Here is a 20,316-nt window from a genome sequence, read left to right on the forward strand (position 1 = left end):
ATCTACAGAGCGCTGGGGCAGGGCATGCCCATCGAGCTGGCCGGCAGCACAGGCCTGCGTCACCGTGTCGCAGGGGCCAAACCCTGAACGGGGTCCAAGGTTGGCAGCGGGCCCGTAGAATGGCCGGGTGCGTCAATCTGTCTTCCACCGCCGGTTCCAGGCCCTGGCATGGCTCGCCATGCTGCTGGTGCTGCTCGCCCCGCTGGTGAGCCGCTGGTTGGCGCACGGTCACGTGGCTGCCGCTGCGCCGGTGGCGGCGATGGATCATTCCCTGCATGTCCAGCACGCAATGGAAGGCCATCACGACCACCATGCGATGGCGATGCAGCACGGCGAGGTCGCAACGAAGCCGCCCGCCGATCCGCACGCCGATCATGAAATGGGCGTGGACTGCGACTACTGCCTGATTGCCGCACGGCTGTTTACCTTGCTGGTGGCGGCGTTGCTGCTGTTGGCACTGATGGCGCCACCGTGCCGTGCGCTACGTGGTGCAGTGCAGGCGTTGCCGCAGCGGGTCAGCGGCACATTGGGAGCGCGTGGGCCTCCGGCCTTGATGGCCGCCTGAGCCCTGCGCGCACGCCTTTTGATTGATTTCCCCGAGTTGCCAGGCATGGCCTGGCACTACTGCGTGCGCGTTCCCCGATCTCCTTGAGCTGCCGCGCGTTGCGGGGTGGCCCTTGCATGCCGTGAATAAATGAAAACGAACCCCAACTCCGCGCGCCTGCGCCGGGCGGCGCTGCCCGTTCTGTGTGCGTCCTTCCTGCACGCCGCGCCCGCCCTTGCTGCCGACGCGGCACCGCCGACCACGCTGGATACCGTGCGCGTGATCGATACCCGCAGCGGCGAGCTGTCATCCACCGCCAGCACCGGCTCCGCGCTGGGCCTGAGCGTGCTGCAGACACCGGCCAGCCTGACGGTGATTTCGCGCGAACAGCTGGAGCAGCGCGGCGACACGAACCTCAACGATGCGATCAGCCGGGCGGGCGCGATCAGTGCCATGCCGCATCCGGGCAATGGGCTGAGTGCGCTGTCCAGCCGCGGCTTCACCGACGGTGCTTCGGTGATGCGCCTGTACGACGGGCTGCGCCAGTACGGTGGCGTGGGCATCACTTTCCCGTTCGATACCTGGTCGATCGAGCGCATTGAAGTGCTGCGCGGGCCGGCCTCGGTGATCCATGGCGACGGTGCGATCGGCGGGGTGATCAACATCGTGCCGAAGAAGCCTTCGCGCGATGCCATCGAGAACGAGATCAGTGTGACCGTGGGCAGCGAGGACACCGCGCGTCTTGGTTTCGGCAGCGGCGGCGCGTTGACGCCCGAGCTGGCCTATCGGCTGGATGTGAGTGGCAACTACAGCGGCGGCTGGGTCGACCGCGGCCGCAACAGTGACGCGACCTTCTCTGGTGCAGTGTTGTGGCAGCCGCGCCCGGATCTGCAGCTGACCTTCACCCATGCCCAGGGCCGGCAGAACCCGATGCGCTATTTCGGTACCCCGCTGGTCGAGGGCCGCCAGCTGGAGGCCCTGCGCCACCGCAACTACAACGTGTCCGACGCTGATATCCGCTTCCGCGACCGCTGGACGCAGTTGGATGCGCTGTGGACGCCTAATGCCAGCGTCGAATGGCGCACGCGCATCTACCAGATCGACAGCCAGCGCGATTGGCGCAACGCCGAGGCCTATGTCTACAACCCGCGTACCGGCCTGATCGACCGCTCGGGCAACACCCAGATCACCCACAACCAGGACCAGACCGGGCTGACCTCGACGCTGCGCGTGCAAGGCAATGTGGGCGGCCTGGCAAACAGTTTCGCGGTGGGCCTGGATGCCAACCGCGCGCATTTCAAGCACACCAACAACACCTATGCCGGCAGCTCGGGCCCGGTCGATCCAATTGATCCGGTACCGGGCCAGTTCGTCAGCGATGCGCCGAACCTGCCGCGCTACCGGAACAGTGCCGAGCAGTACGCGCTGTTCGTGGAAGACCACCTGACACTGAGCGAGCGCTGGTCGGTGCTGGGAGGGCTGCGCCACGATCGCGCGCGCATTGATCGCACCGATCTGATCAGCGGAGCGGCGGCGTTTTCAAAGACCTACAGCAGCACCGGCTGGCGCGCGGGTACGGTGTTCGCGCTGCGGCCGACGCTGAGCCTGTACGCGCAGTATTCGCAGGCGGCGGACCCGGTCAGTGGCCTGTTGATGATCAGCCCGGCCAACGGTGCCTTCGATCTGGCCAAGGGGCGACAGATCGAGGTGGGCCTGAAGCAGGCCTTCGACGGCGGCGAGTGGACGCTGGCGGCGTATCGCATCCGCAAGACCGGCCTGCTCAGCCGCGATCCGCTGGTGCCGGATCGCCGGGTGCAGGTGGGCGCGCAGACCTCGCGTGGCATTGAAGCATCGTTGAACTGGACCTTCGCGCCGCAGTGGTCGCTGGATGCGAATGCCACGGTATTGAAGGCCGAGTTCGAGGACTTCCTGGAAACCACCGGTTCGCCGGCAGTGCTGGTCTCGCGCGATGGCAATGTGCCGCCGAACGTGGCCGAGCGCCTGGCCAATGTGTGGCTGAGCTGGCAGTTCCTGCCCGACTGGACCGTGGCCGGCGGCGCGCGTTACGTCGGCAAGCGCTACGCCGACAACGCCAACACGCTGGAGCTGCCCGGCTACAGCACCACCGACCTGGCACTGAGCTGGCAGGCGGCACCGCGCACGCGGGTGAGCGCGCGCCTGTTCAACGTGTTCGACAAGGCGTACTACGCGACGGCGTACTACACCAGCACACAGTGGCTGCTGGGCGCGGACCGCCGCGTCGAGCTCACTGTCGACCACCGCTTCTGAGGACACCGGCCATGTCGCTGCGATCCACCGCAAAGCGCTGGACCTACCTGGTGCATCGTTGGCTGGGCATCGGCGGATGCCTGCTGATGCTGCTGTGGTTCGTCAGCGGCATGGTGATGCTGTTCGTCGGCTACCCGAAGCTGACGCCGGGCGAGCGACTGGCGGCGTTGCCGGTGCTGGGCGATGCGCACGGGCTGCTTGGATTGTCGGCGTTGCCGGCGGCTGTGCAGGCTGAGCCGGAAAGCGTGGCGCTGACCACGCTGCGTGGCGAGCCTGCCTATGTGGTGCGCAGCGGCAGCAACGTGGGCGCCTGGTCGGCACGGACCGGGCAGGCCCTGTTGCCGGTATCGGCACAGCGCGCCGAGGCATCCGCTGCACAGTTCGCCGGTGGCCAGGCCTTCGTCGGCGCGATGCGTGTGGACGAGGACCGCTGGACGCATTCGCGTGCATTGGATGCGCACCGGCCGCTGTATCGCGTAGAGGTGGGCGGTGCGCGGCCGGGAGACGTGTACGTGTCTTCGCGCACCGGCGAAGTGGTGCTGGACGCACCGCACGTGCAGCAGCACTGGAACTACGTCGGTGCGTGGCTGCACTGGCTGTACTTCCTGCGCATGCAGTCAGTGGACCCGGCCTGGACGTGGACGGTGATCGTGCTGTCGGCGCTGTGCACGCTGGCGGCGGTCAGCGGCATCGTGGTCGGTGTGTGGCGCTGGCGTTTCCGCGGGCATTATCGGTCGGGTGCGAAGACGCCCTATGCCGAGCCGTGGATGCGCTTGCACCATCTGATCGGGCTGATGGCTGCCGCTTTCGTGTTCAGCTGGATCTTCAGCGGGCTGATGTCGATGAACCCGCTGGGCGTGTTCAGCAGCACGCGCGAGGCGATCGATACCGCGCGTTATCGTGGTGGCATCGTGGCGGTGGAGGGCGCACTCGCTGAGCCGGTTGCGCTGCTGGCCGCGATCGATCAGACGCGCTTCAAGCCGGTGGAGATCCAGTGGCGGCGCATCGGCGGTGAACTGTTCGCGGTACTGCTGGATGGGGAGGGCGACACCCGCATCGTGTCCCATGCCGAAGGGCGGCTGCAGGTCGCGCGCGTATTGCCCGACGCATGGCTGCAGCGCAAGGTGCGTGCGATGTCCGATGCACCGGTAAGGGGCTTTGGCCTCCTGCATGCGCCGGATGCCTACTTCTATGCGCGCGCGCCGGAGGCCATGAACGGCGCGGCGGTGCGTCGCTTCCCGGTGGTGACCGTGGACTTCGGCGATGCCGAGATGACGCGCGTCTATGTCGATCTGGCCACCGGCGACCCGTTGCTGACGATGGGCCATCGGGAACGGGTCGGACGCTGGCTGTTCTACTTCCTGCACAGCTGGGATCTACCGGCGATGCTGCGCCAGGACACCGCGCGATTGGGCGTGCTGCTGCTGCTGAGCATTGCTGGCACCGCGCTGTGTTCCACGGCCACGGTGATCGGCTATCGGCGATTGCGGATGAAGTACCGGCGTCGGCGGTCGTAGCACCTGCCGTTCGCGCGCAGGCTGTGAGACTATCCGGAGTTCCTGGTCATGAAGGCCGCGGCCCACAGTCGATGTCGATGGCCAGGGAGTGCAGGGACACCGTACTTGCAGCGTTTCAATGGTAGTCCCTGGATAGGATTTCCACACAGCGTAAATGGAGCAAGGATGAATTACGTTTCGATGGGTGTTCTCGCAATTGGAATTGCTGTTGCGTCCTCCGGCGTGCAGGCCAAATCGTTGCCGCGCCTCTATAACTTCCCGACTACGACGACGGCTTCGGTGTCCAACGCGCTGCCGGCTCCGGGACAGGTGATCCAGCTTTCCGCACAGGTCAGCGGGCAGGCGCTGGGGCTCTATCACATCCCGGGCAATGAGCAGATCGGCGGGTTCGTCGAGTTCAAAGTGAATGGCCAGGCAGTGGGCAAGGTGCAGGTCAGCACCGCCAACACGCCGATGGTGGGCCTGGTATCCCAGCTTGATCAGGCGTGCTATGGGGCCACGGGCGACGTCCAGTTCTGTACGCACCGTTATGCGTATGGCAGCCCGGCCAAGGTCTCGGTCAATTACACGGTTCCGGCAGGCTTCACGACTGCGTCGATCACCGCGACATTCAGTGGTGACGGACAGTTCACGCAAGGCTCGGTGTCAGCGCCGATCAACCTGCGCAACATCCCGACGTTCGGCGAGATTCGCGGCGCGGGCAACAAGTGCCTGGACGCCGAAGGGTCCAACACCGGCCCGGGCACCGCCATCCAGGTATGGGATTGCACGCCGGGCACCCCACAGCAGCTGTGGACGGTGAAGCCCAATACTTCGACCATCACCGGCGTACCCAGCAACCGCGTGCTCGACATCGTCGGCTATGGCACCAGCAATGGCAGCCGTCTGCAGTTGTACGACGCGCACGGTGACTGGAACCAGTCGTGGAAGTTCACCAATACCTCCATCGTCGGCGTGGGCGACAAGGTGCTCGATGCCATCGGTGCGTCCAGTGCCAACGGCACCAAGATCCAGCTCTACAGCAACGCACTGACCAGCAACCAGAAGTGGGAGTTCAACCCGGCCAACGGCACAATTGTCGGTGTCGGCGGCAAGTGCCTGGACGTGGAAGGTGCCAACACGGCAGACGGTACCCGTGTGCAGCTGTGGGATTGCTCGGGCGTGCCGCAGCAGCGTTTCGAGCTGGGTCCGGATGGATCGATCCGTGGTCTGGGCGGGAAGTGCCTGGAGGCAGCAGATGGCGCGAGCCATGACGGCAATGCGATCCGCATGTGGTCGTGCAATGGCGGGGCGCACCAGTCCTGGCGACTGGTTGGCGAGATCCGCAATCCGCAGACCAACATGTGCCTGGATGACCCGGGCCTGGGCAACACCAACGGCTCCAAGGTGCATATGTGGATGTGCCACGGTGGCGACAACCAGCGTTGGGAGTTCTCCTCGTACTGAGGTCTGCAGCAGCTGACGCAACGTTGTTGAACCGCGCGCCTTCGGGTGCGCGGTTCTTTACAGCGCCGGGCTTTACACCCGCAGCCAGCGCGTCGACACCGCCACCAGCAACAGCGCCACCGCCACACCGATGAACGCGGCGATCAGGCCGAAGTGATTGGCAGCAAAACCAATCAGCGCCGGGCCCGCAAGGATGCCCGCAAAGCCCAGCGTGGACACCGCGGTGATCGCCAGCGCACCGGGCATGCGGGTCTGGTGGCCGGCCAGCGAGAACAGCGCCGGTGCGATGTTGGCGCAGCCCAGGCCGACCAGTACATAGCCCGCCAGTGACGCTTGCCAGGGGGTGACCAGGGTCAGCACAAGCACGCCGCTGGCGGCCAGCAGGGCCCCGAATACGATCGCGCGCTGGCGGCCCACGCGTGCCACCAGTGCATCGCCGAACAGGCGCGCGACCGTCATGGTCAGGGTGAAGGTCACATAGCCGATCCCGGCGAGGCTGGCATCGACGCGACGCACATCGCTGAGAAACACTGCGCTCCAGTCGAGCATCGCGCCTTCGCCGAGGAAAGCGACGAACGCCAGCACGCCGATGAACAGCACGATGCCGTGCGGCAGGGCCAGCATCGGTGTGTCGTGCGGCATGCGTTCGCTGTGCCAGTACGAGGCCGACAACAGCATCACCAGCAGCATGGCACCCACGCCGATCAGCACCGCCGCCAACGGGGGCAGTTGTGCGGACAGCAACACGGTCATCGTCGCCGCGCCAAGAAAACCGCCGATGCTGAAGAAGGCATGGAAGCCGGACATCATCACCCGTTGTGCGTCACGCTCGACCACCACGGCCTGCACGTTCATGGTGCAGTCCATCGCACCGACGGCGGCACCGAATACGAACAGGACCAGCCCCAGTGTCCAGGCCGAACCGGCCAGCGCCAGGCCGGGCACGGTCAGGCAGATCAGCAGGCTGCTGGCTACCATCACCCGGCGGCAGCCGAGGCGCGCGGCCAGCACGCCGGACAACGGCATCGCCAGCAGCGAACCGGCACCGAGGCAGAGCAGCACCATCCCCAGCGTGGCGTCGTTGATCTCGGTGCGCGCTTTGGCGAATGGCACCAGGGTGGCCCACAGCGCGGTGGCGAATCCGGGGATGAAGAATGCGGCGCGGGTCGCGTGCTGTTCGGCACGCGCGCGGTTGGCAAGGGACATGAGCGGAATGGTCAGGGCGGAGTGGGGTGTACCGCGATGCCGGCGGCGCGGAAACGTGCGGCCAACGCGGGCGGCGCCGAGGTAGTCAGCACCAGGTCGTCGATTTCGTCCAGGCTGGCGATCTGCCAGTGGCCGCGGGCACCCAGTTTTTCGGTGGTGGCGGCGACAATGATGCGGCTGCTGCAGGCCACCATGGCGCGCTTCAGTGTCGCTTCTTCGGCATCCATCGCCCACACCCCGGTGTCGCCGTCCACCGCGCACGGGCCGGGCAGATACACGTCGGCACGCAGGCGCTGCACCTGGGCCAGTGCTTCGGCGCCGACCGCACCGCCACCGCTGGCCAGGCGGCCGCCGATCAGCTGCACGGACACGCCTTCATGGAGGCCGGCGGCCGTGGCGATCTGCGGGGCGTTGGTGATCACCGTCAACCCGAGCGTAGTGGGCAGCTGCTGGGCGATGGCCAGGTTGGTCGAGCCGGCATCAAGCAGCACCACCTGACCGGGCTGCAGCAGGGTGCAGACGCGCGCAGCCAGTTCGGCCTTGTCGCCACGGTCGCGGGTCAAGCGCTCGCGCAGCGGGCGTTCCTTCGGCGGTGGCAACACGGCGCCGCCATAGACCCGCTGGCATAGGCCCTGGGCGGCCAGCTCGCGCAGGTCGCGGCGGATCGAATCTTCGGAAACGGCATAGCGGCGCGCCAGCTCGGCGGCGACCACGCGGCCCTGCTGGCGCAGCTCCTCGAGGATCTGCTGCGGGCGTTCGGCGGGGAGGGGGCTGGGATCGGAGCTCATGCCCAAAGTGTGCATGTTCGTGCATTAATGTGCAATAACGTGAGAATCGGTCGCGCCGGCACTGCGCGCCGGGCTGCCGGTGAAGCTGACCGCATGGGCTCTTTGGATTGCGGCGGCGGCCGGTCATCATGGCAGGGCTCTTGGCATGGAATCCCCGATGTCCCCCACCGTTCACCGCACGCTGCGCATCGGCGCGGACCAGTACACCGGCCAGAAAGTGGTCGACCAGCGGTTCCACGACTGCGACTTCTCCGGCATCGACCTGACCGCCACCGAGTTCATCAACTGCAGCTTCTACGACCCCGACAGCCGCAGTGGTTGCCGCTTCAACGGTGCCACGCTGAAGGAAGCCAGCTTCCGCAGCTGCGACATCAGCATGTGCCACTTCAGTTTCATCAAGGCGCTGGGCCTTGAGATCAGCGAATGCCGCGCGCAGGGTGCGGATTTCAGCAACGCCAGCTTCATGAACCAGATCACCACGCGGAGTTGGTTCTGCAGCGCGTTCATCAAGAAGTCGAATCTGCGCTACGCCAACTTTTCCCGGGTGACGCTGGAGAAGTGCGAACTCTGGGAGAACCGCTGGGACGGCGCCAACGTGAGCGGTGCCAGCTTCGCCGGTTCGGATCTTTCCGGGGGCCAGTTCGAGGGCATCGACTGGAACAGCGCCAATTTCACCGATTGCAACCTGACCAACTCCGAGCTGGGTGAGCTGGACCTGCGCAGCACCAACCTGCGCGGCGCCACGCTGGACGTGCAGCAGGTGGCGCTGCTGATGCAGCGCATCGGCATCACAGTGGTGCCGTAGGCATCACCTGGCGTAGGCGACCCAGCCCTTGAAGCTGAAGCCTGCATAGAACAGCTCCACGCCGTCGAAACCAGCCTCCTGCAGCAGCGCGACCTCCTGTTCGGGTGCCAGCAACGGCAGCCGCTCGGCAATGGCCTCGATCGCGCGCTGGGCGTCGGCGCGAGCTACGCCAGAGGCCTCGGCGAACGCGGCGTAGCGCTGCAGCCAGCGCCGTTTCCCGTCCGGATCCTGTGGCACGCTGTGGTGTGCCACCACCAGAGGAGCACCCTGGTGCAGGCGCTTGTGCAGTTCGCGCAGCGTATGCAGTCGTTGCGCGGCATCGAGGAAGTGCAGGGTCAGCAGGCAGCTGGCGCCGTCGAAGCGCACGTCCGGGGCATCGTCGATGTAGCCTTCCAGCAGCTGCACGCGCGTCATCAACGGGCCCAGTGTCTGCTCGGCCAGCGCGAGCATCGGCGCGGCCGGATCCACGCCCAGCAACTGCCAGCCCGGCTGTGCTTCGGCAAAGGCCTTCAGTTCCAGGCCGCCGCCGGCACCGAGCACCAGCACACGTCCCTGTTCGGGAACGCGCTCGGCCAGCAACAGGCGGCTCATCTGCTGCAGGGCCAGGAAGCCAGGCACCTGGCGTAACGGACCTTCGGCGTAGCGGGCCACCGCCTGCGGATCGGAGAACGTAGACATGTGCGGATTCCTGCAGCAGGGGACATACCACTGTAGCGCGGCGTGCAAGCGGGGCTGCGCGCCGGGGAAGCCGGCGTCGGTGGGTGAGGTCTGGACTGCTGACGGAAGGTAGGGTCGACTGTCAGTCGACGCTACCGCTCCCACATCGCGCCTATCGCTGCGCCCGTGCCAGCACCTGCCAGATCCGTGGATCCTGGCACTGCGATACGTTGAAGCGTAGATAGTCGGCGGCCCGCTGCGACTGACTGAAGGCATTGCCCGGCGCCAGCACGATGCCCTCGCGCAGGCAGTGCCGGGCCAGTGCAGCGGCGTCGCGGCCATCGGGCAGCTGGCACCACAGGAACAGGCCGGCTTCCGGTTGCAGCCATGGGGTGATGCCCAGCGTGTGCAGCCGGCGCAGCGTGTGCCTGCGTGCATCGGCCAGGCGCGAACGCACCGCCTGCATGTGCCGGCGGTAGCCGCTGTCGGTCAGGGCGATGTGCATCAACTGTGCAGCCAGATGACCGCCGCCGAAACTGGTGGCGAGCTTCAGGTCGGTCAGCGCCTCGATCCACTCGCGGCGCGCGGCGATGTAGCCGCAGCGCGAGGCGGCCGACAGCGTCTTGGAGAAGCTGCCGACGTGGATCACCCGCGACAGTCCATCGAGCGCAGCCAGGCGGGGCGCCGGCTGCAGTTCGAAGTCGGCGAAGATGTCGTCCTCGACAATGATCAGTTCGCTGCGCTCGGCCAGGCCCAGCAGGCGATGCGCGGTGCTGGCCGACAGCACTGCACCGGTCGGGTTGTGCAGGCCGGAATTGGTGATGTACAGCCGCGGCGAATGCGCCTGCAGTGCCTCCGCGAATGCCTCAAGGTCCGGCCCGGTGTGTGTGTACGGCACGCCCACCGCCTGCACCTGGTGCGCCTTCAGCAGTGCGTGATAGTTGAAGTAGCTCGGGTCGTCGACCAGCACGCAGTCGCCGGGCTTGAGCAGGAAGCGGCAGATCAGGTCGACCGCATGCGTACCGGATTCGGTCAGCAGGATCTGCTCCATCGGTGCATCGATGCCCAGCACAGCAGCACGCCGCTGCAACAGCTGGCGCAGCGCCGGCAGTCCCAGCGGGCTGGCATAGTCCACCAGATTAGGAGCATCAACCCGTGCCAACCTTCGCAGGCCGCGACGCATGCCGTCCTGGTACAGCCAGTCGCTGGGCATCCAGCCGCATCCGGGTTTGAGGTGGCCGGCAGGGGTTTCCAGCGACTGCCGTGACACCCACAGCGGATCCACTGCACGGTCCAGCCGTGGCTCCCGCTCGGCCAATGCCAGCGGCGCGACGGGGCCGCTGACATAGAAGCCCGAGCCCGCCCGTGCGTTGATCACACCTTCGGCAGCCAGCCGCTCGTAGGCCTCGACCACGGTGGAGACCGAAACCCCCATCGTTGCTGCCTGTGCGCGCACCGAAGGCAGGCGTGAGCCGGGACCGTCGACGCGTGCATTGATCCGGGAGCGCACGGCCTGGATGACCGATTCGATGCGGGTGACGGGAGGTGACATGACGGAACCGTAATGGAAGTGTGGGCAGTACAGTTACTTTTCACTGTATTGGATTGTAGCTGGGGCCCCACCGCGCGGAGTGATTCCATGGCAGCTCCTGCCGGGCGCCGCCCGGCCGCATCGGAGCTCAGGCGTGGAACGGTCGGCAAGTGGTTGGATCAATGGATTCATCGGTGTGGTGATCTTCGCGGGCTCGTTGCCGGCCACCCGCCTGGCGGTCCTGCAATTGGACGCCGGATTCGTCACCGCCGCGCGTGCCACGATCGCTGCCGTGCTCGGCCTGGGCCTGTTGCTGCTGCTGCGCCAGCCACGGCCGCGGCGTGGCGACCTACCGGGCCTGGCGATGGTGGGGCTGGGCGTCGTGGTGGGATTCCCGCTGCTGACGGCCTTGGCCCTGCGCCATGCTTCGTCGGCGCACGCCATCGTTTTTCTTGGCCTGTTGCCGCTGAGCACGGCGGTATTCGGGGTTCTGCGCGGTGGTGATCGGCCGCGCCCGGCGTTCTGGCTGTTCTCGCTGCTGGGCAGTGCCTGCGTGATCGGCTATGCAGCGCGCAATGGCATCGAGGCGTCACTGCAGGCCGATCTGTTGATGCTGGCGGCGATCGTGGTGTGCGGCCTGGGCTACGCCGAAGGTGGGCGGCTGGCGCGCCATCTGGGCGGCTGGCAGGTGATCAGCTGGGCGCTGCTGCTGGCGTTGCCGGTGATGCTGCCGCTGACGGTGCTGATGCGGCCGGTCTCGTTCAGTGCAGTGGCGGCATCGGCCTGGTGGGCGTTGGGTTATGTGGCCGTGTTCAGCACGCTGGTCGGCTTCCTGTTCTGGTACCGGGGCCTGGCCCTGGGCGGAATCGCCGCGGTCGGCCAACTGCAGTTGCTGCAGCCGTTCTTCGGTCTGGCCCTGGCAGCGCTGCTGCTGCACGAATCGGTCAGCGCCAGCATGGTGCTGGTGACGATGATCGCCGTCGCCTGTGTCGCCGGCGCCCGCCGCTTCAGCCGCTAGAAAAAGGGGACGGAGGGGATTAAGTCGCATCTGTCCCATGTGTGCCTGAAGCGACTTAATCCCCTCCGTCCCCTTTGTTGGTGATAGCGCGGGCGTATCGTGGGGTGTGGCCAACGGTATTGGCCGGCGCGACCGCCTTTGGCCGAAGCTGGGCCGATGAAGCCGATCTCGCGTATTTCCTTTGCAGGCCAGGTGGGCCTGGTGACCGGCGCCGCCGGTGGTCTGGGCCTGGCCTACAGTCGCCTGCTGGCCCAGCGTGGTGCGCATGTGGTGATGCATGACGTCGGTGCCGGCACCGATGGCCGCGGGCAGGACCCGCAGCGCATTCTGCGCACCGCCGAGTCACTGCAGGCGCAGGGACTGTCGGTGCAGGCCGCCAGTGATCCCATCGATCACCGCCTGGGCTGTCAGGCACTGGTGAACGACCTGCTGCAGCAACATGGCCGCATCGATTTCCTGATCCACAACGCCGGTTGGGTGGCGTACCAGGCGCTGGAAGCGATCACGGATGAGGCGCTGGAGCAGATGCTGTGCCTGGCGGCGAAGACCCCCTTGTGGTTGGCGCAGGCCGCGTGGCCGGCGATGCGCAACGCCGGTGGCGGCCGCATTGTCATCACCACCTCCGATCGCGCGCTGTATCCGCAGTATGCGCAGCGCGGTTTGTCCGCCTACGCGATGGGCAAGCTGGCCGCGCTCGGTCTGGTCAATGTGCTGGCGCTGGAAGGTGCCGAGCACGGCATCGTGGTCAACGCGGTTTCACCCGTGGCAAAGACACGCATGTGGGGCATCGAGGGTGAGCCGGACGAGCTGCATCCGGAGGCCGTCGCGCACGGTGTGGCTTACCTGGCATCGCAGCGTTGCCAGCACGGTGGCTGGGCACTGCGTGCGAGCAACGGGCAGTTCCATGCGCTGCGCCTGCAGGAGGCCGAGCATGTGGCCTATCCGCGGGATCTGCGTGCCGTCAGTGCCGACAGTATCGAATCGGTGGCCCTGCAGTGGCCGGCCATCGCACGCGCCAGCGTGGACGTGCGCAGCTGAGGGCGTACCCTGTGCAGGTACCCATTGCCTGCACCGAGATGATCGACCTGCGCCTGCTTCGCCAGTTCGTGGCCGTGGCCGAAGAGCTGCATTTCCACCGCGCCGCCGCCCGCCTGCACATGTCGCAGCCTCCGCTGACGGCGGCGATCCGACGCCTGGAGGATGGGCTGGGCAGCGAACTGATCGTACGCGGCAATCGCACGTTGGGCCTGACCGTGGCCGGGCAAACGTTGCTGGTGGAAGCGCGGGCGACGCTGCAACAGGCCGAGCAGGCGCTGCAGCGTACACGTGAAGCCGCAGCGGGGCAGAGCGGCAGCCTGCACGTGGGCTATGTGGGCAGTGCGCTGTACGGTCGCCTGCCAGGCCTGATCCGAAGCTTTCGCCAGCAGTATCCGCAGGTGCAGCTGCATCTGCAGGAGGCCACCTCACACCAGCAGCAGCGATGGCTGCGCGAGCAGCGCATCGACGTGGGCGTGCTGATTCCCCCGATCCCGGCGGCCGAGCTGGTATTGCACGACTTCGATCATGACCACCTGGCCATCGCGCTGCCGCGTGCACATGCTCTGGCGGTCGCGGCGGATATCAGCGTGGCGATGCTGGCCGATGAGCCGTTCGTGTCCTGGCCGGCGGGCGAGGGCATCGGCTTCCATGCCCAGGTGCTGGGTCTGTGTACTGCGGCGGGGTTCACGCCTCACGTGGTGCAGGAAGCGCAGGGCATGCACGCGGTGCTGTCTCTGGTAGCGGTGGACGCCGGCGTGGCAATCGTGCCGGCCAGCATGGCCAGCTTCCGTCCGCAGGAGATCGTCTACCGGCTGCTGGAGGGCGATGCAGCGCGCTTCGCCCTTCAGTTCTGCACGCGCCCCGAAGCACCGTCGCCGGTGCTGCGCAATTTCCTGGAGACTGCGGCCGGCGGCTGAGGTTGCCTGTGAATCCGCACGTCGCAGCGCCGCCGGTCGAGGAAGTCCCCAATCCCGCGTTCACCGTCATCCCGATGTCGTTTCCCGCTCACACCGCCTATGCCGGCCCAGGCCTAGCCTTGATCGTCCCCGTCCCCCACGGAGACCTGCCATGTGGCTGATCGACCATTTCTGGCCTGGCCGTAGAGCTCTTACTCCCCCGGACACGGCTGCCGAGCCGCAGGCAGTGCCCCGCCGGCCCTGGCTGAAACGGCCCGCGCGGGCCGGCCGCAGCGGCATGGCGCCCTGGCAGAAGGTCGCCGCACCGCCACGTCGCACGCGCCACTAAGCGTTGCGGTCGGCCGGGTGGTTGACCCCGTCGTTGACCGCAATGGTGCCCAGCGCGAACGGGTCGATGCCCTCCAGGCAGGCCACGTTGTAGCCGTACTGGTCGGGGTTGGAGCGGCGCCGATGATGGGTGTAGATCCCGCACACACCGCAGAAGTAGTGCTCGGCCACATGAGTGTTGAACTGGTACCGCTGCAGGTGATTCTGCCCACGCACGACCTTCAGGCCCTCGCGGGTGACGCTGGCGGCGATGGCGCCACGGCGCCGGCACATCGAGCAGTCGCAGCGGCGCGGGTCGACGATGCCATCGGGCAGGTCCAGCAGCAGTTCGACCGTGCCGCAGTGGCAGGTGGCGCGGTGCTGGGGTTGGACCGGAACGCCGGCCACGGACGTGATGCCCATCGTTGCTCCTGTGTGGTGTACCTGGCCACGGAGGCCGCCGCAGACGGTGCGCCGGCGTGCCTGAACGGGCCGTAGATGTCACGGTGAACCGGCTTGTGGCTAACTATGCGGCTTCGGAACCGTGACAGGATGCCAGTGAGAGCCGCAGGACGTTGGATGACAGGGAGTGCCATGGCGCTGGCCGCGCTGTGGGTGACCGGGCTGCTGGCCTATCAGCTGCCGGGGCCGGGCTGGCTGGCGAACGGCGTTGCCGTGCTGTGGCTGCTGGCTGCGCTGTGGGCGTCGTGGCGGGTCGCGCGCGGCCGAGGCGACCGTCGTCTGGGCATGGCCTTCGGCGCATCGTTGGCGCTGGCCGGCCTGTGGTGGCTGCTGCTGACCCCACGCCAGGATCGCGTATGGGCCGATGACGTGGCGCAGCGCCTGCACGTGGTGTCCTTCGACGGGCGCCATGTGGTGCTGGACAATGTGCGCGATTTCAGCTGGCGCAGCGAAACCGACTACGACGCGCGCTGGGTACGCCGCGACTACGACCTGGACCAGCTGCGCTCGGCCGATCTGGTGCTGTCGTACTGGATGGGCCCTGCGATCGCCCACACCCTGATCTCATTCGGCTTCGACGATGGCCGCCATCTAGTGTTCTCGCTGGAGATCCGCAAGGAGCGCGGCGAATCGTTCTCGGCGCTGGGCGGCTTTTTCCGCAAGTTCGAGATGACCCTGGTGGCCTCGGAAGAGACCGACATCATCCGCACCCGCACCAATGCGCGTGGCGAGGACGTCTATCTGTACCGCCTGCATGGCATGGACCGCGCGCAGCTGAAGGAACTGTTCGCAGCCTACATCGAACAGGCGCGCGAACTGGATGCGGCGCCGGGCTTCTACAACACACTGACCAGCAACTGCACCACCATCGTGTTCGACCTGGCCCGCCACATCGCGCCGCGGCTGCCGCTGGACTACCGCCTGCTGCTGTCCGGCTACCTGGCCGAGTACGCGCAGGAGGTCGGTGCGCTGACCCCGGGCGTGCCGTATGCCGAGCTGCATGACAAGGGCCGCATCACCCAGCGTGCGTTGGACCTGGGCAGCGGCGACCACTTCTCCACCGTGATCCGCCAGGGCGTGCCCGGCACCGAGCAGGACCCGCCGTAATGACTCAGTTCTTCCTGTCCCGCTGGCAGCGATTGCTGCCGGTGTTGTTCGCCACCTTCCTGCTGCTGGGCAGCAGCGGTTGCGCGATGGTCACCGTCAAGCAGGTCACGTCCAGCGATTCACTGCTCAACAAGCGCGCCGATGTGCTCAACACCGGCAAGCTCAGCCCGGCGGCGCGCGAAACACTCAGTGCGGCGGGCCTGGATGAGTCGCAGTGCGACAAGGATTTCCTGGTCTGCCGCAGCACGCTGCTGATGACCGACGACCTCAATGTCGAACAGCGACTGTCGGCACTGTCCGAACTGTGGGTGAAGGCCGCCCTGGCGCTGACACCGAAGAAGACCGCCGCCGGCGATCCGCCGATGAGCGATGCCGCGTTGGATGCCTGGCTGGAAGCCGCGCGCTACGCCTATGCGTACCTGTTCTACAGCGGTCGCTCACCGTCCGACCGGGCGTTCGAGGACCGGCAGACGCAGGTACGCGACTACTACAACTATGCAGCCGAGAAAGCCGCCGTGGTGCTGTTCGTGCGTGCGCGTGCGGCGGCCCTGGCCGGCGAGGACTACACGAAGCCGATCTCGGTCGGCAGCTGGTCGCTGGCCTCCAACTACCAGCAGCTGGGCCTGAAGAGCATTCCAGCGCAGCTGGTGCCGGCCGGTACGGTCAGCTTCGTCGGCCTGCGCAGCACCTATCGCCGTGATGGCTTCGGCGCCGAGCTGGTGATGGTGATGGACCCGCCCAAGCTGGTCGCCCCGGTGATCGCACCGGATGGCCCGAAGGCCGATACCACGCAGGACGATGAGGACGAGGCGCGCCGTGGTCGGCGCCATCGACATGACGACTCGGTGCCCGAGTTCAGCGAGATGTCCTCGATCAATGTCACCGCGCTGCTGCGGTTCGAGGGCAGCAGCCTGGATGACGTGATGCGTACGCGCCGGGTCGAACTGGATGCCTATTCGCCCGAAGCCACCGAGCGCATCACCCTGCATGGCGAGCAGGTGCCGCTGGCCGGCAACTTCACCGCGGCCTATGGCCTGTGGCTGGCACAGAGTGGTTTCGCGCGACAGTCGCTGCGCACCCTGTTCGGCATGAGCGAGGGTATCGGCGAACCGCATATCTATCTGATGCAGCCGTGGGACCCGAACCGCCGCATCATCTTCATGCTGCATGGCCTGGCCAGCAGCCCGGAAGCCTGGGTGAACCTGGCCAACGAGATCATGGGCGACCCCGAGCTGCGCCAGCAGTTCCAGGTGTGGCAGGTCTATTACCCCACCAATGCACCGATCGCGTTGAACCGCTACGAGATCGCCAACGCGTTCAACGACACGTTGAAGCACTTCGATCCCAATGGCAGCACGCGCGCGTCGAAGGACATGGTCTACATCGGCCACAGCATGGGCGGCGTGCTGGCGCGCCTGCTGGTGAGCGATTCCGGTGACGTGCTGTGGAATGACCTGCTGGCCAACTACGACCTGAAGGGCGAGCGCCTGAAACGTGTGCAGTCCAAGCTGGGCCCGCTGCTGCACTTCAAGGCGCAGCCGAACGTGGAGCGCGCCATCTTCATCGCCGCACCTCATCAGGGAACGGATATTGCCGGCAACAAGGTTGGCCGCCTGATCGGTCGCCTGGTGCGCCTGCCGCTGACCATCCTCGGCAAGTTCGAGGATGTGTTCCTGGCGCTGGCACAGGCCGAGCAGCAGGTCGATGGCACCGCCAAGCCGAAGATTCCCAACAGCATCGACAACCTCAAGGCCAGCGATCCGTTCGTGAAGGCCGCCGCACAGCTGCCGATCGAAGCGGGCCTGAAATACCACTCGATCATCGCCCAGCGCAAGCCGGAACTGCCGGTGGAAAAATCCGATGACGGACTGGTGCCGTACTGGAGCGCGCACCTGCCGGGCGCGCTGTCGGAGAAGGTGATCATCTCCGGGCACAGCGTGCAGGAGAGTCCTCAGGCGGTGCTGGAAGTACGCCGCATCCTGCACCGTGACATCGATGATGTGGGCACCGGCAAGACGCCCTGACCGCTGCGTTCGCCGGGCGTGGCCCGGCGCTACCGAAGGGCGCGCAGGGTAGCGCCGGGCCACGCCCGGCGGAATCCGTCCGGTGGCGTTACACCCGTCGCGCGATCACTGCGGCCAACACCGCCAGCCCGCAGGTGATCACCAGGCACAGCAGATAGCCGGTGTGCGGTGCAGTGTCCACGTACAGGGCGAACAGCGCACCGGACACTGCCAGCGCAGTGGTCACCGACAGCGCTTCGCTCAACTGCAGGGCCGAGGTATTGGCACCCTGTTCGTGCGGCGCCGACAACGACAATGTCAGCACCGACAAGCTGGCGTAGATCATGCCCATGCCGAAGCCGGTCACGGCCCAGCCAACCAGTGCCACTGGCAGCGGCACCGCAGCGAACAGCACCGCCAGTGTTGCCATGATGCCGACGGTCATCAGGGTGGAGCCTACGCGCAGCAGCTGCTGGCGTGACCAGCCGCGCTGCTGATGGCCCTGCAGCCACGAACCGGCGAACCAGCCCAGCGCACCGAGACTGAGCACTGCACCTGCCCAGCTGGGTGAGAGCCCGCGCTCACGTTGCAGCAGCAGTGGCAGATAGGCCTCGCAGGCGAAGAACGCAGCGGCAGCAATGCCGCGCAGTGCGATCACGCTGGGCAGGCCACGGCGCAGGATGAGCGTGCCGGTCGGCAGCAGCCGGTGTACGCAGAACAGCAGCGCCAGCATCGCCACACCGATGCACAACAGCGCGGCCATCCCGCGTTGCTGCCCGCCGAAGTACAGCAGCAGCGCAGCCAGCGAAGCGCCACTGGCCCAGCGCACCACGCTGCCACGTCCATCGTCGGTGCTGCCAGCGTTGGTGGACTGCATGCGTGCCAGCGCCGGGCGCAGCAGCAATGCCGCCGGCACCGCCAGCAAGGGCACCGCCAGGAACACCCAGCGCCAGCCCAGATGCTGCACGATCAGGCCGCTCAATGCGGGGCCGACCATCGACGGCACCACCCAGCCTGCGGAAAACGCCGCGAACACCTTTGGCCGCAGATGCTCGGGGTAGCTGCGGCCGACCATCACATACAGCGAGACCGAAATCGCGCCTGCACCCAGGCCCTGCAGCAGGCGCCCGGCGACCAGCATGCCCATGCGCATCGCGAAGCCTGCCAGCAGCAGGCCCAGCACGAAGCAAGCGAGGCCGTACCACAGAGGCCGCGCCGGCCCGTGGCGGTCGGCCCAGCGCCCGGCCAGGGTCATGCCGATCACGCTGGTGGCCAGTGTGCCGCCAAAGGCCAGTGCGTACAGGCGCAGGCCATCGAGTGCTTCGGCCACGGTCGGCATGGCGGCGGCCACGGCCAATGCCTCGAAGGCATGCAATGCGACCAGGGCGACCATGCCGATGGTGGTGGCGCGATAGCGCGCGGACAGAATTGAAGTGTCGGCCGGCAAGGGGGTGTCGGCAGAAGGAGAATGAGTCGTGTTCATACAGGCCGGATGCGGGCCGCACTTGTCAATGGGCGGCGAAGACAGCAGCATGACACCTCAACTGCAGTTGAGGTCAAGCGATGGTGTCCCCGGAGATGAGCGTTGGTGAGGTATCGCAACGTAGTGGCGTGGCCATTTCCGCGCTGCACTTCTACGAGCGCAAGGGCCTGATCAGCAGCCTGCGCACGTCGGGCAACCAGCGCCGTTACAGCCGCGACGTGCTGCGTCGTCTGGCAGTGATCCGCGTGGCGCAACGGGTGGGCATGCCGTTGGACGCGGTGGCACGTGCCTTCGAGAGCCTTCCCGAAGGGCGAGCGCCGACCAAGGCAGACTGGGCCAGGCTGTCCGCGCGCTGGCGCACCGAGCTGGAGGAACGCATCCACATGCTGCAGCTGCTGCGCGATGAGCTGACCGGTTGTATCGGCTGTGGCTGCCTGTCGCTGAAGCGCTGCCGCCTGGCCAATCCCGAGGACATCCTCGGTGAGCGCGGCGACGGCCCGATGCGCTGGGAGTGACGCACAGAAGAGGGCGCGGCTGTCAGTAGCGCCGGGCCATGCCCGGCGGATCACCAGACGGTGATCGTCTCGCCGCTCTGGATGCCTTCCACCGCGCGCTGGAAGGCCAGTGCCGCGCGCTGCGCGGTCACCGCTTCGAAGCCCGGGAAGTAGGGGCCGTAGGCCGCCATCGACTCGACCAGCACATTCGGGCTGACCACGTTGATGCGCAGGCCGCGCGGCAGCAGCTCCAGTGCGGCTGCGCGCACGAAACCTTCCAGCCCGGCATTCACGGCGGTGGCGTTGACGCCGTCGCGGATCGGCTGTGCGCTGATGATGCCGCTGGTCAGGGTGATCGAGCCACCGGCATTGAGGTGGTGCTGGGCGGCCAGCGCCAGCCGCACCTGTCCCAGCAGTTTGTCCTGCAGGCCGATGTTGAACTGTGCCGGCGTCATGTCCTGCAGCGGGCCGAAGTGCACCGAGCCGGTGGTGGAGATCACCGCATCGATCGGGCCGGTACGCGCGAACAGTTCGGCGACGCTGGCGTCGTCGGTCAGGTCCACGCGCAGCTCGCCGCTGTGGCGGCCGGCAGCGAGGATCTGGTGCTGCTGGCCGAGCTGACGAGCGACTGCCTGGCCGAGGGTGCCGCTGGCACCGACGAGGAGGATCTTCATGGCCGTTCCTTGCGTAGGGAGAATGAGCGCA

General features: G+C 66.9%; 18 protein-coding genes. 11 read left to right on the top strand and 7 right to left on the bottom strand.

Going from position 1 to position 20,316, the window contains the following annotated elements; genetic code table 11:
* The first annotated feature begins 178 nt into the window (after positions 1-178).
* From ABH900_RS10535 to ABH900_RS10550, 4 genes are all read left to right on the top strand, one after another.
* Positions 179-565 carry a DUF2946 family protein gene (locus tag ABH900_RS10535; RefSeq protein ID WP_429622893.1) on the top strand — a complete coding sequence of 129 codons (387 nt, stop codon included), beginning with the start codon at positions 179-181 and terminating at the stop codon, positions 563-565.
* 129 nt (positions 566-694) lie between these two features.
* Complete coding sequence (locus ABH900_RS10540; RefSeq protein ID WP_429622791.1) at positions 695-2,833, top strand: TonB-dependent receptor; 2,139 nt, start codon at positions 695-697, stop codon at positions 2,831-2,833.
* An 11-nt stretch (positions 2,834-2,844) separates the two neighbouring features.
* Positions 2,845-4,350 (top strand): PepSY domain-containing protein, encoded by a 1,506-nt coding sequence (locus ABH900_RS10545; protein ID WP_429622792.1) that lies wholly within the window; start codon positions 2,845-2,847, stop codon positions 4,348-4,350.
* Between the two features lie 165 nt (positions 4,351-4,515).
* Positions 4,516-5,796, top strand: a complete 1,281-nt coding sequence (locus ABH900_RS10550; RefSeq protein WP_429622793.1) for an RICIN domain-containing protein — start codon at positions 4,516-4,518, stop codon at positions 5,794-5,796.
* A gap of 72 nt (positions 5,797-5,868) precedes the next feature.
* Here the strand turns inward: ABH900_RS10550 and ABH900_RS10555 are convergent, their stop codons facing one another.
* Together ABH900_RS10555 and ABH900_RS10560 are read right to left on the bottom strand one after the other, a co-directional pair.
* Positions 5,869-7,002: an MFS transporter gene (locus ABH900_RS10555; RefSeq protein WP_429622794.1), complete on the bottom strand. Its 1,134-nt coding sequence runs from the start codon at positions 7,000-7,002 to the stop codon at positions 5,869-5,871.
* A gap of 11 nt (positions 7,003-7,013) precedes the next feature.
* On the bottom strand, positions 7,014-7,790 hold the full coding sequence (locus tag ABH900_RS10560; protein WP_429622795.1) for a DeoR/GlpR family DNA-binding transcription regulator: 777 nt from the start codon (positions 7,788-7,790) through the stop codon (positions 7,014-7,016).
* A 157-nt stretch (positions 7,791-7,947) separates the two neighbouring features.
* On the opposite strand from ABH900_RS10560, the gene smqnr reads away from it, so the two are divergent.
* A complete protein-coding gene (gene smqnr, locus ABH900_RS10565; protein ID WP_429622796.1) occupies positions 7,948-8,595 on the top strand; it encodes a SmQnr family pentapeptide repeat protein in 648 nt (215 codons plus the stop codon).
* A gap of 3 nt (positions 8,596-8,598) precedes the next feature.
* Here smqnr and ABH900_RS10570 read toward each other — a convergent pair whose 3' ends face one another.
* Positions 8,599-9,273, bottom strand: a complete 675-nt coding sequence (locus ABH900_RS10570) for a class I SAM-dependent methyltransferase (RefSeq protein WP_429622797.1) — start codon at positions 9,271-9,273, stop codon at positions 8,599-8,601.
* Between the two features lie 151 nt (positions 9,274-9,424).
* The gene (locus ABH900_RS10575) at positions 9,425-10,804 is read right to left on the bottom strand and encodes a PLP-dependent aminotransferase family protein (protein ID WP_429622798.1); all 1,380 of its coding nucleotides are present in this window, start codon (positions 10,802-10,804) and stop codon (positions 9,425-9,427) included.
* Positions 10,805-10,937: 133 nt separating this feature from the next.
* On the opposite strand from ABH900_RS10575, the gene ABH900_RS10580 reads away from it, so the two are divergent.
* The 3 genes from ABH900_RS10580 to ABH900_RS10590 all read left to right on the top strand — a co-directional run bounded on the left by ABH900_RS10580 (position 10,938) and on the right by ABH900_RS10590 (position 13,756).
* Positions 10,938-11,801, top strand: a complete 864-nt coding sequence (locus ABH900_RS10580) for a DMT family transporter (RefSeq protein ID WP_429622799.1) — start codon at positions 10,938-10,940, stop codon at positions 11,799-11,801.
* Positions 11,802-11,957: 156 nt separating this feature from the next.
* Positions 11,958-12,839, top strand: coding sequence for an SDR family NAD(P)-dependent oxidoreductase (locus ABH900_RS10585; RefSeq protein WP_429622800.1), 882 nt, complete (start codon positions 11,958-11,960; stop codon positions 12,837-12,839).
* A gap of 11 nt (positions 12,840-12,850) precedes the next feature.
* The gene (locus ABH900_RS10590) at positions 12,851-13,756 is read left to right on the top strand and encodes a LysR family transcriptional regulator (protein WP_429622801.1); all 906 of its coding nucleotides are present in this window, start codon (positions 12,851-12,853) and stop codon (positions 13,754-13,756) included.
* A 324-nt stretch (positions 13,757-14,080) separates the two neighbouring features.
* On the opposite strand, the gene ABH900_RS10595 is transcribed toward ABH900_RS10590, so the two are convergent.
* Positions 14,081-14,485: a GFA family protein gene (locus tag ABH900_RS10595; protein WP_429622802.1), complete on the bottom strand. Its 405-nt coding sequence runs from the start codon at positions 14,483-14,485 to the stop codon at positions 14,081-14,083.
* A 171-nt stretch (positions 14,486-14,656) separates the two neighbouring features.
* Here ABH900_RS10595 and ABH900_RS10600 point away from each other — a divergent pair, with 171 nt between their 5' ends.
* Together ABH900_RS10600 and ABH900_RS10605 are read left to right on the top strand one after the other, a co-directional pair.
* A complete protein-coding gene (locus ABH900_RS10600) occupies positions 14,657-15,631 on the top strand; it encodes a DUF4105 domain-containing protein (RefSeq protein ID WP_429622895.1) in 975 nt (324 codons plus the stop codon).
* On the top strand, positions 15,631-17,655 hold the full coding sequence (locus ABH900_RS10605) for an esterase/lipase family protein (protein WP_429622803.1): 2,025 nt from the start codon (positions 15,631-15,633) through the stop codon (positions 17,653-17,655). Before ABH900_RS10600 ends, ABH900_RS10605 begins: the two co-directional genes overlap by 1 nt.
* Before the next feature lie 88 nt (positions 17,656-17,743).
* Here the strand turns inward: ABH900_RS10605 and ABH900_RS10610 are convergent, their stop codons facing one another.
* Entirely contained in the window at positions 17,744-19,168 is a 1,425-nt protein-coding gene (locus tag ABH900_RS10610) for an MFS transporter (protein WP_429622804.1), read from the bottom strand.
* Positions 19,169-19,197: 29 nt separating this feature from the next.
* Between ABH900_RS10610 and soxR the strand changes: the two genes are divergently transcribed.
* The gene (soxR, locus tag ABH900_RS10615; RefSeq protein WP_429622805.1) at positions 19,198-19,632 is read left to right on the top strand and encodes a redox-sensitive transcriptional activator SoxR; all 435 of its coding nucleotides are present in this window, start codon (positions 19,198-19,200) and stop codon (positions 19,630-19,632) included.
* A gap of 50 nt (positions 19,633-19,682) precedes the next feature.
* Here soxR and ABH900_RS10620 read toward each other — a convergent pair whose 3' ends face one another.
* The gene (locus tag ABH900_RS10620) at positions 19,683-20,285 is read right to left on the bottom strand and encodes a short chain dehydrogenase (protein WP_429622806.1); all 603 of its coding nucleotides are present in this window, start codon (positions 20,283-20,285) and stop codon (positions 19,683-19,685) included.
* Positions 20,286-20,316: the final 31 nt, after the last annotated feature.

The organism is Stenotrophomonas sp. AN71 (assembly GCF_050435725.1).
Lineage (GTDB): Bacteria > Pseudomonadota > Gammaproteobacteria > Xanthomonadales > Xanthomonadaceae > Stenotrophomonas.